The 15,138-nt window shown below is 59.7% G+C and carries 15 protein-coding genes; all 15 read right to left on the bottom strand.

Annotation, left to right across the window (positions count from 1 at the left end; translation table 11 throughout):
- Position 1 precedes the first annotated feature (1 nt).
- Positions 2–496: a flagellar motor switch protein FliN gene (fliN, locus tag QQF73_RS07020; protein WP_219866194.1), complete on the bottom strand. Its 495-nt coding sequence runs from the start codon at positions 494–496 to the stop codon at positions 2–4.
- Positions 489–1,487, bottom strand: a complete 999-nt coding sequence (fliM, locus tag QQF73_RS07015; protein ID WP_219866195.1) for a flagellar motor switch protein FliM — start codon at positions 1,485–1,487, stop codon at positions 489–491. Before fliM ends, fliN begins: the two co-directional genes overlap by 8 nt.
- Before the next feature lie 38 nt (positions 1,488–1,525).
- The gene (locus QQF73_RS07010) at positions 1,526–2,038 is read right to left on the bottom strand and encodes a flagellar basal body-associated FliL family protein (RefSeq protein ID WP_219866196.1); all 513 of its coding nucleotides are present in this window, start codon (positions 2,036–2,038) and stop codon (positions 1,526–1,528) included.
- Between the two features lie 203 nt (positions 2,039–2,241).
- Entirely contained in the window at positions 2,242–3,438 is a 1,197-nt protein-coding gene (locus QQF73_RS07005; RefSeq protein ID WP_285367739.1) for a flagellar hook-length control protein FliK, read from the bottom strand.
- A gap of 114 nt (positions 3,439–3,552) precedes the next feature.
- Complete coding sequence (locus QQF73_RS07000) at positions 3,553–3,900, bottom strand: Hpt domain-containing protein (RefSeq protein WP_219866198.1); 348 nt, start codon at positions 3,898–3,900, stop codon at positions 3,553–3,555.
- Positions 3,901–3,927: 27 nt separating this feature from the next.
- Positions 3,928–5,691: a PP2C family protein-serine/threonine phosphatase gene (locus tag QQF73_RS06995; protein WP_219866199.1), complete on the bottom strand. Its 1,764-nt coding sequence runs from the start codon at positions 5,689–5,691 to the stop codon at positions 3,928–3,930.
- Positions 5,692–5,718: 27 nt separating this feature from the next.
- Positions 5,719–6,024 (bottom strand): STAS domain-containing protein, encoded by a 306-nt coding sequence (locus QQF73_RS06990; RefSeq protein ID WP_219866200.1) that lies wholly within the window; start codon positions 6,022–6,024, stop codon positions 5,719–5,721.
- A 122-nt stretch (positions 6,025–6,146) separates the two neighbouring features.
- Positions 6,147–6,590, bottom strand: a complete 444-nt coding sequence (gene fliJ / locus QQF73_RS06985; RefSeq protein WP_285367738.1) for a flagellar export protein FliJ — start codon at positions 6,588–6,590, stop codon at positions 6,147–6,149.
- Positions 6,590–7,987 carry a flagellar protein export ATPase FliI gene (fliI, locus tag QQF73_RS06980; protein ID WP_219866202.1) on the bottom strand — a complete coding sequence of 466 codons (1,398 nt, stop codon included), beginning with the start codon at positions 7,985–7,987 and terminating at the stop codon, positions 6,590–6,592. Before fliI ends, fliJ begins: the two co-directional genes overlap by 1 nt.
- Positions 7,968–8,870, bottom strand: a complete 903-nt coding sequence (locus QQF73_RS06975; RefSeq protein WP_219866203.1) for a flagellar assembly protein FliH — start codon at positions 8,868–8,870, stop codon at positions 7,968–7,970. The genes fliI and QQF73_RS06975 overlap by 20 nt, the downstream gene beginning before the upstream one ends.
- The gene (fliG, locus tag QQF73_RS06970) at positions 8,870–9,913 is read right to left on the bottom strand and encodes a flagellar motor switch protein FliG (RefSeq protein ID WP_219866204.1); all 1,044 of its coding nucleotides are present in this window, start codon (positions 9,911–9,913) and stop codon (positions 8,870–8,872) included. Before fliG ends, QQF73_RS06975 begins: the two co-directional genes overlap by 1 nt.
- On the bottom strand, positions 9,906–11,612 hold the full coding sequence (gene fliF / locus QQF73_RS06965) for a flagellar basal-body MS-ring/collar protein FliF (RefSeq protein ID WP_219866205.1): 1,707 nt from the start codon (positions 11,610–11,612) through the stop codon (positions 9,906–9,908). The genes fliG and fliF overlap by 8 nt, the downstream gene beginning before the upstream one ends.
- A gap of 15 nt (positions 11,613–11,627) precedes the next feature.
- A complete protein-coding gene (fliE, locus tag QQF73_RS06960; RefSeq protein ID WP_219866206.1) occupies positions 11,628–12,005 on the bottom strand; it encodes a flagellar hook-basal body complex protein FliE in 378 nt (125 codons plus the stop codon).
- Positions 12,006–12,245: 240 nt separating this feature from the next.
- The gene (locus tag QQF73_RS06955; protein WP_219866207.1) at positions 12,246–13,703 is read right to left on the bottom strand and encodes a sigma-54-dependent transcriptional regulator; all 1,458 of its coding nucleotides are present in this window, start codon (positions 13,701–13,703) and stop codon (positions 12,246–12,248) included.
- A gap of 12 nt (positions 13,704–13,715) precedes the next feature.
- The gene (locus QQF73_RS06950; protein WP_219866208.1) at positions 13,716–14,954 is read right to left on the bottom strand and encodes a sensor histidine kinase; all 1,239 of its coding nucleotides are present in this window, start codon (positions 14,952–14,954) and stop codon (positions 13,716–13,718) included.
- Between the last annotated feature and the right edge of the window lie 184 nt (positions 14,955–15,138).

Raw genomic sequence — 15,138 nt, 5'->3', positions numbered from 1 at the left:
GTTATTTCTGCAACCGTTTGATGCGTTCGCCCGGGCTGATCACGTCGGTCAGACGAATACCGAACTTTTCGTTCACCATGACGACCTCACCGTGGGCGATCAGGGTGCCGTTGACCAGGACATCCAGTGGCTCCCCGGCCAGCCGGTCGAGCTCGATGACCGAACCCTGGTTCAGTTGCAGCAGGTTACGGATCGGGATCTGGGTGTTCCCCACTTCCATCGAAATCGTCACCGGAATATCCAGAATCACGTCCATATCCGGCGCGGGCCCGGAGCCCTGTGTAGGCTGACGTACGTGATCAAACTCCTCCATGGGCGCAGTCTGAACGTCGTCGTCCCGCCCCGTCTGGCCTGCCTCTGCCATGGCAGCCGCCCACTCATCCTCGGCGGAACCGCTGTCGTCGCCATCGCCCGACTCTTCCATGGCCGCTTCCCATTCGGCCGCCAGCTTCTCGTCTTCGCTGAGCTGCTGCTCGTCTTTCTTGTCGTCAGCCATTGCGTCCCACCTTCAGTTGTTTCTTGACCTTGGGCAGCGATGCCCTTTCATGAATTCGCAGTGCCAGTTTCCCGTCCCGGGTGCCCATGGTGGCCTTGTAGATCGGAATGCCGTTTGCGGTCACTGTCAGATACTCGGGGATTTCTACCGGAATAATGTCGCCGGCTTTCATCTTGGCGATGTCCCGCAAGGAGATCCGGCGCCGACAGACCGTGGTGTTCACCGGCACGTCGACGTCCTTGATGTCCTCCTGCAGGGCGTTCACCCAGCGCTCGTCGACGTCGTCGATGTCACTCTGGACACCGGCGTCGAGGACATCCCGGATGGGCTCGATCATGGAGTACGGCAAGGCAAAGTGCAGTTCACCGCCACCGCCATCAAGCTCGATGTGGAAGGTGCTCACCACCACGACTTCGCTCGGACTGACGATGTTGGCCATGGCCGGGTTCACTTCCGAGCTGAGGTAATCGAATTCCACCTTCAGGACGGCATGCCAGGCCTCTTTCATGTCGTGGAAGACCTGGTTCAGAACCATCTGCACGATACGGGTTTCGGTCGGCGTGAATTCCCGGCCCTCAATCTTGGCGTGACGCCCTTCGCCGCCGAAAAAGTTGTCGACCAGCTTGAACACCAGTTTGGCGTCGAGAACGAACAGGGAGGTGCCGCGCAGAGGGCGGACCTTACACAGATTGAGACTGGTGGGTACGTACAGGGTGTGGATGTACTCCCCGAACTTCATGATCTGCACGCCACCGGCGGAGACATCGGCGTTGCGACGCATCAGGTTGAACAGACTGATCCGGGTGTAACGGGCAAAGCGCTCGTTGATCATCTCCAGAGTCGGCATCCGACCACGGACAATGCGATCCTGGCTGGCGAGGTCATAGGACTTTACGCCGGTGTCGTCCGTCTCTTCATAGGTATCGATATCGCCATCGTCCACCCCATGAAGGAGGGCATCGATTTCGTCCTGTGACAACAAGTCCTGCATAGTAGTCCTGCCCTGAAATGCCTTGCCCGCGACGGGTCCTATTGCACTACAAAATTTCTGAACAGCACCCGCTTGATGACGGGCTCGCCTTCCTGGTCCAGTACCTCGTTGACGGTCGTCAACATCTTGTCGGCCAGTCCTCGCCTTCCTTCCGGCGTCTGCAACCGATCAAACTCGCTATTCCCCAGCGCCATGACGAGTTGGCTGCGGATCAGCGGGAGATGCAACCGGGCCGCGGCGAGTGCCTGGGGATCCGTTGCCTCCATCGCCAGGTAAACCTGGGCATACCGCTGGCGCCCTTCCGCCTGCACCGTCGTGACCAACGCTTTGTCCAGCTCCAAATAAGTGCTGGGTTCAAAGCTTTCTTCTGCCATCTCATTGGCACCCTCGCCCCCGTCTGCCTCCATGCCAGGCAAACTGCCTCCAAGGAACCAGAGCGTACCCACAACGGAGAGGACGATCGCCAGAATGACGACCACCACCAGCATGATGATGAGCTTCAGCCTGCCTTTCTTGGTGGGAGCCACGTCGGGCGTAGTATTTTCAGCCATAGTATCCGCTTTGCCAGAAATCCGTCAGTCGGAGCGTTTTTCCGTGACTTTCATTGGTTGGATGCAAAGGGTGGGCCAGAAGCCCCACCCTTCCCGTTCAGAACCGCAGTTTAGCGTCGCACGGGAGGATGGGCAAAACAGTTTGGAGGGAAATTCTCGGACTGATAGCGGTTTACCAATGAAGCATTACCCGGGCTGAACTCTCAGGCGAAAATGTCGACCTCACCCTTCCAACTGAGATCAAGGCTACCAGCCTGGACATCGGCTTCATCAACCTCCGACACCGCCTGATTACTGACATGGTTTCCCGGTTTACCGCCCTGATCCTCACCAGCCCCCTGTTCGCCTCCTCGCTGCTGGGGAGAATCCGAGACCTCAAACCGCGCGAGGTTCAGGCCCTGGTCCCCGAGCATGTCCCGAAGCCGGTGCGACTGCTGTTCCAACTGTTCGCGCACAACCGGATTGGTCGTGTGAACCGTAATGTTGGCCTGTTCGTTCTGGACCCGTACTTTGACTTCCATCGGACCCATATCCGGCGGAGTCAGGTGGATCTCGGCCACTGACATATTTCTTGCCGTCAGCCAGCTGAGCTTGCCCACCAGTTTGTCCCCCCATTCGGCATGGCCCACGGGGGTATCAATGGAAGTGGCGTAGCTTTTCAGCGGCACCGCTGTTTCTGCCGTCAATTTGGCAGCACCGGCATTCGCCGCCTGCTGACCGGCGACTTCCAGAGCGGAGTGGAATCGGCCGGAGGCGACGAGGCTGGTCGGGTCAGCCGGTCGGCCACTCTCAGAGCCCAGCGTCGCCGCTAATGCCTCGGACAATTGCAGCCCTGCGGTAATGCCTGGAGCCGCCGGCCCGGCTGGCCCGGCCTGGCCAGCCTTACCCGCTATAACACCATTAAGGGGGCCGCCGGCAGGCATCAGGGGATTCAGCGCCTGAGGCACCCCATTGGTGTTGGAGGAAAGACCAGGAGCTGCCATTTCGGCCTGACCGGCAGCAGGAATCAGCAATGCCTGCAATTCAGAAAAAGTCAGTGGTGTGGAGGTCACGTCCATGTCAGAGACAGCCTCGGCCGACTCAGACGTCTCCGCCTTGCCGGCAACGGCCTTCTCCGTTCGGGTGGGAGCCTCGGGCTTCGAATGAGGGGCTTGCTCAGAAGACGCGGTGGATTGCCGGTCTTTTCCAGCTTTGCCGGGTGCGCCGGCAGCAGGTTTGTCACCGGCCCGGGCTTCGTCCCGGCGTTCGGTCTTCTGCCGATCCAACCGCTCCTGTTCAGCCCGCGACACTGATTCGTACCGACTCTCGCCATTGGGTTCTCGTCCGGAACCGGGCCTGGTGGCGTTGGCGTCTTTTTGCATCCCGGGGGCGGGAGTCTGGGGAAGAACCATCTGGGGCATGGCAACCTCTTGCCGCTTTTGTCTCGTGGACACCCGATCCTTGCCGGCCTGAGGCCGGTTGACGGGCGGTTTCCCGTTATTTCTGCAAAAGCGGTGCCAGACAGCTTTAGTGAATCAGCGAGCCAGCAGATTCTCAAGCATGCCAGTGATGGCCTGAAACTCCGATTCGATGGCATCCACCGTAGCGGGCGCGTCCTCCAGGCGTTGCTCCTTGCCCGCCGTTTCCGCTACCCGGCAAAGCTCGCCAAGCTGTGGTGCCCCGATGTTGATGCAGCTGCCCTTGAAGCTGTGAGCCATATGGGCGAGCGCTTCGGCGTCCTGAACATCGACCGCTCGTTTCAGTCCGGCAATTCGTTCGCGGGAATCGCTGAGAAATGTGTGTATCAGCACTTCAAACTCTTCATCCATGACCTCCTGAAGCTCAGCCAGTGCTTCTTCGTCAAGGTGTGGTGTTGCACTCATACCAACCCCCTGTCTTTGAACCGGCTATCACCGGTTTGTTGACGTCTGATCCGACGAGGCTCCGGAAAAATCCCAGTCGTAAACGATTTCGACATGATTACCCCGTTGGTGGAAGGTGACGGATTCTGACAAGCGTTTCAATAGCAACAGCCCGCGCCCGGCATACCTGGCAGCTGAACCCGAACTCGCGTCTTCGCGCAGCATCGGGTGGTCCCTGAAGGCAAAACCCGGGCCGCTGTCCTCACAGATGACACGCAGTCGGCCTCCCGAGGGTTTCATGGAATGATGAAGACCGAAGCGGATGTAATGCCCCTCAGTCCGCGTCAGTCTGCGCCGACGCTCCTCATAGTAGCGTCCGAACCCCTCGGGGGAGTGTTTCCACTCTGATGGCAAGGCCAGTACGCCGTGCTCCAGGGCATTATTGTACAGTTCCGCGAGCAAGGTGTAGATTTCGCCGCTCTTGCGCCGAAGCCCCGGCACTTCCATACAGATGTGGAGCAACAGCGGCAAGGGACTGAAATCCCCCAGCGTTCGTTCTCGGATTTCATAGGTGCAATGCCACTCGGTGGGGCCCGGTCGGGCCGACGGCGGATTGCGGTCCGGAATCGCTGAAATGCCGGCCTCGTCCACCATTTCAAGGCAGCATAGGGTGAGATCATCGCCCTCTCCGTCGCCGCCCCTGAACCGATGTACAGCGCCCATGAGTGCGTCAAAGGGGTGTTGGTCAGCTCCCTGCGCCTCCAATACCCGGCAGATTCCGGCTTCCCCGAAGAGTTCCCCCTGCGCGTTGCGCGACTCCAGAAATCCGTCGGTCATCATCAGCAGCCGGTCACCAGGCCTGGTGGCCAGTGTTTCCATTTCCGCATCAAACTGATCCGGGGCCAGTATTCCCAGAGGTAGATGCCGGGACGGCAAGACCTGAGGCTCCCCCGTTTCCCGGATCAGCCAGCCGTCCGGCAGGCCACCATTCCAGAACCGGAGCTGGTCGAGCTTGAAATCCGCCTCAATCATGCCGGCGCAACAGAACATGCCAGTAGGGAGAATCTGCTTGAGCTTCTGGTTGATCTCCCGGAGCACATCGGCGCTCTTGAAGCCCTTGCACGCCATGCCGTAGAAAATCTCGGCCATCGGCATGGCGCCAATGGCCGCCGGTAACCCATGGCCTGTGAAATCGCCGATGAAGATCAGCATGCCCCCCGCCGGGCGCGGCGCCGCGAACAGAACGTCACCGTTGAAGATGGTCAGTGGCGAGGCGTGATAGCGGATGTTGAAGGCGTCGAGGCAGCCGGTATGGGCTACGTTGTCAAAAACCCGTTTGGCGACCTTCTGTTCTTCCAGCAGTTGTTGATTGCGCTCCCTGATCAGATCCCGCTGATCCGACAGGGTTTGGTGCATGAGCCGCATCCGATTGAAGGCGTTAATTTTTGCTTCGATGATGGTTCGGTTGTAGGGCTTACTCAAAAAATCATCGCCACCCGCCTCCAGACAGCGCGCCAGCGCGCCCGCCTCGGAGAGCGAGGTCAGAAAAATCAGGGGCACCATCCGCTCCCCTGCCAGTTGCTTGATCTGGCGTGCGGCCTCCATGCCATCCATTACGGGCATGAGCGCATCGAGCAGTACGATGTCCGGATCGGATTCCCGGAACAGCCTTACCGCCTCCGCACCGTTGCTGACGTCGAAAACACTGTGGCCAAGCCGCTTGACGAGTGTTTTGAGAATAAGGCGATCGGTGTCGCTGTCATCGGCGATAAGAATCTTGAGCGGCCTTGATTCGGCAACAGACTCGTCCACTATGAGGCCCCGAACGGTTTGAGTGAATCACCTGATGGCGAACAGCTGCTCGAAATTGGAAATGGAAAGGATGCGGCGAACGTCGTTGTTGCAGTTTTCTATGGCAATCCGGGCACCATCGCCGCCAGCATAATCCCTGAGCAACAGCAACATCCCCAGTGCCGAACTATCCAGATAGGTTGTTTCAGACAGATCTACGACGTAGTTACGGACTTTTTCGTCGCCATGCTCGTAGGCATCGCGGAAGGCCTGGTGGGTACTGAAATCAAAACGTCCCTCAATACTGATGATCAGAGTCTGGCCATCCTCTCCGCGACGTGTCTGAATCGGCATTCCGAAACCTCCGAAGGTGTCACTGGCAGCATTGGCCGCCGGTTTTTTACGTGGATCATCTTCGGGTAAGAATAGCCCAACGCGTCTAAAATGCACCTGCGGCGAGTTGATGCAACGCAAATTTATCGCTGGCGACGGGCGAAGGCGCGGCTGGCTGCCTCATCCGACAACTTCTGCTCACGCAGGTCCTGATCCCGCTGTTCCTGGCGACGACAGGTTTCGATATATTTTTCCATCCCCCGGCGGCGTTCCCAGGCCTGTTGCCAGTCCAGCCTTCGCGCCTCAAACACCTGCTCAGCCTGGTCCAGTTGCCTCTGCTGCTGAAGGATCACCTGATCCAGTTGGGCGATGAATGCCTGCCAGGCCTGCAAGCGGCTGACGGGCACCACGCCCTGCTGGCTGTGTCGAATCTGGTCGCGGTATTCCTGCTGATACCGGTTCAGGTTGTCGACCTGTTCCCGTTGCTGCTCCACGACACTGCGGGCCTCTCCCATCCGTTCCAGGGCCTGCTGCTCCTTGCGCTCCTCCAGGGACAGCACCACTTCCAGACGTCGGGAACGCAGCATCAGGCATTCCCCCTACCCGCGCCTGACTGGCTGTTGGGGGCGGCAGACTTCACGCGTTCGGGGGAGCGACGCTCCGGCACGACCGCCAGCAACTGCTCAATGCTTTCCTGCAACGGGGCACTCTCGTTCAGTCCCTGCTGCAGGAACTGGCCCATCCTGCCAATATGAGCGATGGCAAAATCGGTTTCCGGGTCAGACCCTTTGACATAAGCGCCCACGCTGATCAGATCCCGGGCCTGCTGGTAGCGAGAGTAGACCTGCTTGAAACGCTGGGCCCGCGAGAAGTGTTCGACGTCGGTCACCTGGGGCATGACCCGGCTGATCGAGGCTTCAACATCAATGGCGGGGTAATGACCTTCCTCGGCCAGACGCCGAGACAGCACGATGTGGCCATCCAGAATGGCCCTCGCCGCATCGGCAATGGGATCCTGCTGATCATCGCCTTCCGTCAGGACCGTATAGAAAGCGGTGATGGAACCGCCACCGGGCCGGCCATTGCCAGTACGTTCAACCAGTTGCGGTAATTTCGCAAAAACAGAAGGCGGATAGCCCTTGGTGGCTGGCGGTTCCCCCACCGCCAGCGCAATTTCCCGCTGGGCCTGGGCGTAGCGGGTCAGCGAATCCATCAGCAGCAGCACCCGCTTGCCCTGATCCCGGTAATACTCCGCAATACGGGTGGTCAGCATCGCCGCACGCAGGCGCATCAGGGGGGAATCGTCAGCCGGGGAGGCAACCACCACCGACCGGGACAGGCCCTCTTCCCCCAGAATATCCTCGATGAATTCCTTAACCTCCCGTCCACGCTCGCCAATAAGGCCCACCACGGTGATATCGGCGTCGGTAAAGCGGGTCATCATGCCCATCAGCATACTCTTGCCTACACCGCTGCCGGCGAACAGGCCCAGTCGCTGGCCCTGCCCCACCGTCAGAAGCGCGTTGATCGCGCGAATCCCCACATCCATGGAGTCCCTGACCGGAGCCCGATTCAGGGGGTTGATAATATCTCCGGACAAAGCCACCCGGGCTTCGGCCTGCAAGGGGCCCTTGCCGTCAAGCGGCTCACCGCTGCCGTCCACCACGCGACCGAGCATCTGTGGCCCCACCGGCACGCGGCTGGCTGCCGAAACCGGCACCACCCGGGCCCCGGGCTTGAGGCCTTCGATGGCCGTGAGCGGCATCAGGTAAACCCTGTCATCCTCAAAACCGACCACTTCGGCTTCCACAGTGCCGGTTCCCTGACCCTGGATAACACAGCGGTCACCAACCACCATGGGGCAGCCAACGCACTCCAGTGTCAATCCGACCATGCGGGTCAGACGCCCGGACAATTCGGGTTCGGGATCACCCCCGACGAAATCCTGGAAACGATTTAGACGATCAGCCAGACGAGAGGTCATCGCCCTCACCTGTATCATCATCACGCTCGCCCGGACGCCCGGCGTCACCCTCTTCCCCGGCGTCGGTCGAGCTCAGCACATCACGCTGGAAATCGGTCAGGTCGCCCATCAGCGCATCCAGTTCCTCGACTTCCCCGCTCTCGCCTTCGCCAGCCTGCTGGTCGAGCATAGTCTGTACTGCGCGCTGGAAACGTTTCTCGACGGTAAAATCCACCAGGCTGTGACGCGTCTCCACCCGGCAGCCCCCGGGCAGGATGCCGTCGTCTTCAACAACCGATGCCTGGGTTTCCAGACGCACCATCACCTCCCGTACAAGTTCACTGTCGTCGGGATGGATTTGGATCCGGAGGTTTTCCGCGGTCGAAGGCAGGGCATCCAGGGCCCTGCGGACCACGCTTTGAATTTGCGAGGAATCGATGGTCAGCTCCCGGAACACGACCGCTCGGGCCAGAACCGTGGTGAGGTTCACCAGCGCACTTTCGATCTCGTCCTCGTGACGACGGATCGGCAACAGCAATTCACCCATCAGGTGTTCCAGGCGGTCGAGCCTGGCGTCCACTTCCTTCCGGGTGTCCTCGTAAGCCTGCTTTTCGCCCTGCTCACGACCTTCGGCCAGGCCGGATTTCATCCCTTCGTCATGGCCCTGCTCGCGGCCTTCGGCCAGGCCGGCCTGATAGCCTTCCTCCCGGCCCTCGTTATAGCCGTCTTCCCTAGCCGCCTTGCGAATTTCACTGATATCGGCGGCCGTCAGCGGTTTGACGTTGCGCTCTTCTTCCCGGGCCACTTCATTGCCATGGCCGTCCAGCAGCGGCAACTCCCAGCGCTCATAGGCTGTGAGTTGTTCCTTGGGAATCCGGTTGAGGTCCTTGGAGGAGTCTTTCATCACATCATTTCTTCGCCAGCACCACCGAGTGAGATTTCACCCGCTTCGGCCATGCGTCGGGCCACCGTAATAATATCCTTCTGGGCCGCTTCGACTTCGCTGACCTTGACCGGGCCCTTCGCTTCGAGGTCATCCTGCAACAGCTCGGCCGCACGCTTGGACATGTTCTTGAAGATCTTCTCCTGAACTGCGTCATCGGCACCCTTGAGCGCCACGACCAGAACTTCGGACGAGACTTCGCGAAGCAGTGCCTGGATGCCGCGATCGTCAATGTCCTTCAGGTTGTCAAAGACAAACATCAGGTCTTCAATGGTCGACGCCAGGTCCGGATCCATCTCCTTGATGGAATCCATCAGATTGCCTTCGATGCTGCGGTCCATGAAGTTCATGATGTCCGCGGCCCGCTTGATACCGCCGATCCGGCTGGTCTGGGCGGCGGAACCACCAGAGAACTGCTTCTCGAGGATATCGTTCAGCTCCTGCAGCGCCTGGGGCTGAATGCTCTCCAGGGAGGCCACGCGCATCATCACGTCCAGCCGGACCTTGTCGTCCAGTGTCGCCAGAATCTCGGCAGCCTGATCCGGGTCGAGATACGAGATTACAATGGCCTGAATCTGCGGGTGCTCGTAACGGATAATGTCACCGACGGCACGGGGCTCCATCCACTTGAGCGTGTCGAGGCCCGTGGTATTGCCGCCGATCAGGATACGGTCAATCAGGCTCGCGGCCTTGTCGTCGCCGAGGGCCTGGGTAAGCATGGCTCGAATGTAATCGTCGTTGCCGACACCAAGGCCGGTCTGTCCGCCAACCGCATCTACAAACTGATTCAGCACGAAGGTGACGTCGTCTTTGCTGACGTCTTTCATCTGGGCCATCGCCACACCGACGCGCTGGACCTCCTTGGGACCCATGTGCTTCAGAACCTCGGCTGCATCCGCCTCACCCAGGGACATCAACAGAATCGCGGCCTGTTCTACCCTCGGGATCTTGCGCTGCGGTTTCTGGGGCGCGGCCACGCCCTGCTGGTTGTCTTGATCAGTCATCGACGTTCACCCACTGGCGCATGACCTGGGCCACCCGGGCCGGGTCCTCTGCAATCAGGCCTTTCAAAGCGTTGAGTTGCCTATCATAGCTGCCCGTCGCACCCGGCAAAAGCAGATCATCCTGGGCCGACATTGCCTCGCGCAGCTCTGCTCCCCCGTCGATGCCGTCCAGCTCACCGTACCCATGATCACCCTGAGCCCCGCCCCTCTCGCGCTGGCCACCACCGGACAGACTCTTCAGGGCAGGACGCAACAGGCCGAGCACCAGAACCAGAATGACCAGCCCCGCCAACACCTGCTTCATCAGGTCCCAGAACCAGGGCTGCTCCCAGAAGCCCGGCGCTTCGAACTCAATCGCCTCTTCCGGCGCGAACGCCGTGTTCATCACCGTAACACTGTCGCCGCGAGCGGCCGAATACCCCACCGCATCACGCACCAGCATACTCAGACGCTGCAGTTCCTGTTCGGGCCACGGCTGGTAGCTCACTTCACCGGTCTGCGGGTTCACCACTTTCATGTCGTCCACGGCCAGTGCGACGGTCACCCGCTTGATGCGGCCCAACTCCTGGCGCACGTAGCTGACCGTTCGATCCATCTCGTAATTACGGGTGGACTCACGGCGCACATCTACCGGCTGACTGGCCCGCTGCTCTTCACCGGTATCGTCGTTAGCCTGCTCGGGAACCGTCGCATCCGCCGGCGGCTGATTGGACAGGGCACCCGGGATGCCAAGGGCGCCGCCACCGGGCACCCGCTGTTCGCTCATTTCCCGCTCACTGCGCACCGCCTGCTGCTCCGGATTGAACAGCTCCTCTGCCTGTTCCACCGATGAAAAATCCAGATCTGCTGACACCTCAGCACGGTAACGCCCCTCCCCGACGATGGGCGCTATGAGCGACGTCACCCGCCGGGTCAGCCGTTCCTCAACCTTCGAGGTGTACTCATACTGGTCCTGCATTCGATCGGTCTCGCCCTGACCTTCCATACCGGTAAGCAGGCTGCCGTTCTGATCCACCACGGTGACGCTTTCTTTTTTCATCATGGGAATGCTGCCGGCCACCAGGTTCACCACCGCACTGATCTGCTCCTGCTCCGGACGACGGCCAGCAAAGACCTCGAGGAACACGGACGCAGATGGCTCGCGGGCATCGCGAACAAACACCGAGCGCTCGGGGATGGCCAGGTGGACACGGGCGCTGCGCACCCCACGCATGGCGCCAATGGTACGGGCAAGTTCACCCTCGAGGCCACGGCGATAACTGATGGTTTCCATGAACTGCGAGGTGCCCAGACCGCGATCCTGGTCGAGCAGTTCAAAGCCCATGGTCTTCTCGTCGGTGACACCTTCGGCAGCGAGCTTCAGGCGGGCGTTGTAGACCTGGTCAGACGGCACCAGGAGCGCACCACTCCGCGGATCCATCTTGTAGTCGATACCATTGCTTTCGAGAATCGCGGTGACGTCCTGCGGATTGTACGACGACAAATTCCCGACAACAGGCTGATAATTGGGCTCCTGTGCCCACAGGACGACGGCGACACCCAGCGCCACGCTGGCAGCCAGTCCAACCATCAGACCGATCTGCCGCAGCAGATTCAGACGGTTGAACCCCAAAAACATATCGTTGCCGCCCTCAGACACATCCGATGCCTGGGCCGCGGGAACATTCGATGAAGAGGTTTCTGCAGGAACGCTGGCCATTTCTCTGCTCCGTTATCAGATCGGCATGTTCATGATGTCTTCGTAGGCACGAACCACCCGGTTACGTACCTGGGTCAGCGCTTCAAAGGAGACAGAGGACTTCTGGGCCGCGATCATTACCCTGGTGATGTCCACGTTGGGGTCACCCATCTCGTACGCGGTGCGCAGTTCGCTGGTATTCTGCTGAAGTTCGTTCACGTTGTTCACCGCTTTGCCCAGCATGTCGCTGAAGCTTGGAACTTCCTGCGTTTCGCGGGTTTCCTGAACCTGACGAGGACCGTCAATTCGACCCCGCACCGACTGATCCTGCTGAATCTGCTGATTCTGCATCATCTGTGAACGTAGTGAGCGGATGTCGGACAGAACACTGTTGATGTCGGCACGCTGGACCATAACTCTCTCCCGATTCCGCCGCGCTGGGGGCGGCAGACTTACTCATGGAATTCTCATTACAGATCGTTTAGCAATGACTAGGCCAAGTAACTTTTATTGTTATTTTTCAATGACTTAATTGACTTTCAGGATGCCTAAACCCAAGCCGTGACGGTCTTTTGACAGGAACGGACAAGGATCCGGAGGGGCATAAAAAAAGGCACTCGAATGAGTGCCCAATGAAGGAGTCTTTGCCCGAGGTCAGGCCATGGCCAATTCGGAATCGAGATCGATACCGGCGTCGCGCATCTGAGCCAGTTTGTAACGGAGGGTCCGTGGACTGATGCCAAGCTGCTCGGCTGCGCGATTTCGACGCCCGCGCTCCTGCTTGAGCGTCTGGATAATAATACGGAACTCCTGTTGCCTCAGATCATCCCCCAGGGATCCGGCCGCAAAAGATTCATCCGAATCCGGCTGCGACTGCTCATCACCCGCCCATTCACCGGAGCCCGGCTCAAACGCGCTCGCGGCTGGCCCAGCAAAAGACGGCGACTGCATCTGCGCAGGCGAGGTATCCGGTCTGCCCGTTATGCCAAGTTCCAGGCACAGGTCGCCGGCGTGAATGACGTTGCCCTGGTGCAAGACCAGCGCCCTCTGGATCGCATTGTCGAGTTCGCGCACGTTGCCCGGCCAGCGATGGCCCATCAACGCGTTTTTCGCATCGGCGGCAAAGGTAATCCCGGCCAGTTTCATCTTTCGGCAATGCTTTTTCAGAAGCGACGAGGCCAACGGCATGATATCCAGTGGTCTCTCTCGGAGAGGCTGCCAGTGCATGGGGAATACCGTTAACCGGTAGTACAGGTCTTCCCGGAACTTGCCTTCGCGAACGTAATCTCCCAGGTCACGGTTCGTGGTAGCCACCACGCGCACATCCAGATCAATGGTCTTTCGACCACCGACACGGTCCACCTCCCGCTCTTGCAGCACCCGCAGTAATTTCGACTGCAGACCCAGATCCATCTCAGAGATTTCATCCAACAGGATGGTTCCGCCATTAGCCTGCTCGAATTTGCCCGGGGACGACGCTACCGCTCCGGTAAACGCGCCCTTTTCATGGCCGAAAAGGATTGCCTCCAACATATTCTCCGGAATCGCCGCGCAATTGATGGCGACGAACGGCTGATCCGCCCGGGGGGACTGCTGATGGATGTAACGGGCGAGCACTTCCTTACCGGTTCCGCTCTCTCCGGAGATCATTACCGTAGAATCGCTACCGGCCACCTTGGTGGCCAACTGGAACATGCGCTTGCTGATCGGATCCTCCGCCACGGGGGCGTCTGCGGATTTCTGACGGGAACCGCCAACCACTTTACTGACGGCCTCAACCAGAACCTGAGGCTCGAACGGCTTGACCAGATAATCGATGGCGCCTGCCTGCATGGCCGATACCGCATGATCAATCTGGCCATAGGCCGTAATCAGCATCATGGGCAGCCCCGGGTACAGACGCTGAACCTCGGAGAGTAACTCGTGGCCGGACAGGCCCGGCATATTGACGTCGCTGACCACCATATCGACCGGCGCCTCAGCCAGGCGAGCCAATGCCTCGCGGGCATTGGAAGCTTCCCGAACCCGGAAGCGGGCAAGTTCCAGCGTTGTCACCAATGCCTCGCGCAGGTCATGGTCATCTTCAACAATCAGAATCTGGGCCTTGGCCATGCTTGCCTCCGATCAGTGGTTATTGTTCAGTTGCGGTAAACGGAGGGTAGCGACAGCGCCACCCTGCTCCGGCGATTCAAGGCGAAACTGCCCCTGATGAGCCTTCACCACGGCCTGGACCACCGCCAGACCGAGGCCGGTACCGTGGGACTTCGTGGTGTAGAAGGCTTCCAACAGCCGATTGGCCTCGGAACGTTCGAAGCCCGGACCGTTATCGACCACACGGACCACCAAATCGCTGCGTTCCGCAATCACCTGGACCGCAACCGCGGTGGCGCCGGCCTCAAGGCTGTTATTAACAAGATTGGTGCAGGCGCCTACCAACGCATCCCGATTGCACATCAACCGACACGCGGCTGGCACGTCGTCGATGACCGAGACGTCGGTTCCGGGTGCCAGCTTCAGGCCTTCGAGGGCCGATTCGAGAGCCGAGACCAGTGTCGCCGCAGACAGCTCTTCCGCGAGCCGGGTTTCGCCCCGGGCGAAAATCAACATGTCGCGAACCTGCTGCTCCAGGTGGGTCAGGCGTGACATCAAACGGGATGCGCACCGCTGGCGCATTTCCTCATCCAGGTCGTCCTGGCTCAAATGGCCGCCGTACAGAATTGCGGCCGAGAGTGGCGTACGGATCTGGTGTGCCAGGGAAGCCACCATCTTGCCCATGGCCGAAAGACGCTGGGCGTGGGCAAGCTGGGATTGCAACTGACGGGTTTCCGTCAGGTCCGTCAGCAGAATGAGCTGTCCTGGCTGGTTTTCCATGGTCCGAATTTCAATGCTGACCCGACGTCCATCCTTGAGTGAGACTTCATGACCGTCGTCACGGCGGGGCGCAAAGCAACGCTGAATGACATCAATCCAGCGTTCGCCGTCCAGAGGCTCCCCCAGCAAGGCGATGGCGGCCGGGTTGGTCTGGGTGACGACGCCTTGGCTATCGAGGACCACAACCCCTGCCGGAAGCGCCTTGAGCAGGGTCGACAGTTGGTCAGCCAGTTCCTCCTTCGCTTCCAGCTCCTGTTGCCGCTGCATGGTTTCCTGGGTCAGCTCGCCGGACAACTGGTTGACCCGGGATTCGAGGGTCCGATAGGAGTCAGTAATCTGCCGTGACATCCGGTTGAACAACTCCAACGCGGAATCGACAGCCTCGTCGTCCTGTTGTGGAAACAGCGCCGTAACCTTGTCATTAGCGTCCGCCGCCGCATTAGCCTGGGCTTCTCGTGCGTCGGATGGAACAACAGAATGTGCCTGACTCATCACTTCCCCCCTGACCGGCCCAACCAACAGGCCGCCCCATTCGGATTATTCGTTTACAGGGTTCTTAGCCAGCACCGTGCCAACTCAATTTTTTCTTTAAATATCAGAGGGAAGGAAAATCAGACAGAAAGCCAATGACGGTTTTACGTCGGCCAGAAATGAGAACGGCGTCGCAGGTTACAAA

The sequence above is a fragment of the Marinobacter albus genome, assembly GCF_030238305.1.
GTDB classification, from domain to species: Bacteria; Pseudomonadota; Gammaproteobacteria; order Pseudomonadales; family Oleiphilaceae; genus Marinobacter; species Marinobacter albus.
Note: the sequence above shows the minus strand (reverse complement) of the source record. Positions and strands in the feature narration are given on the sequence as shown.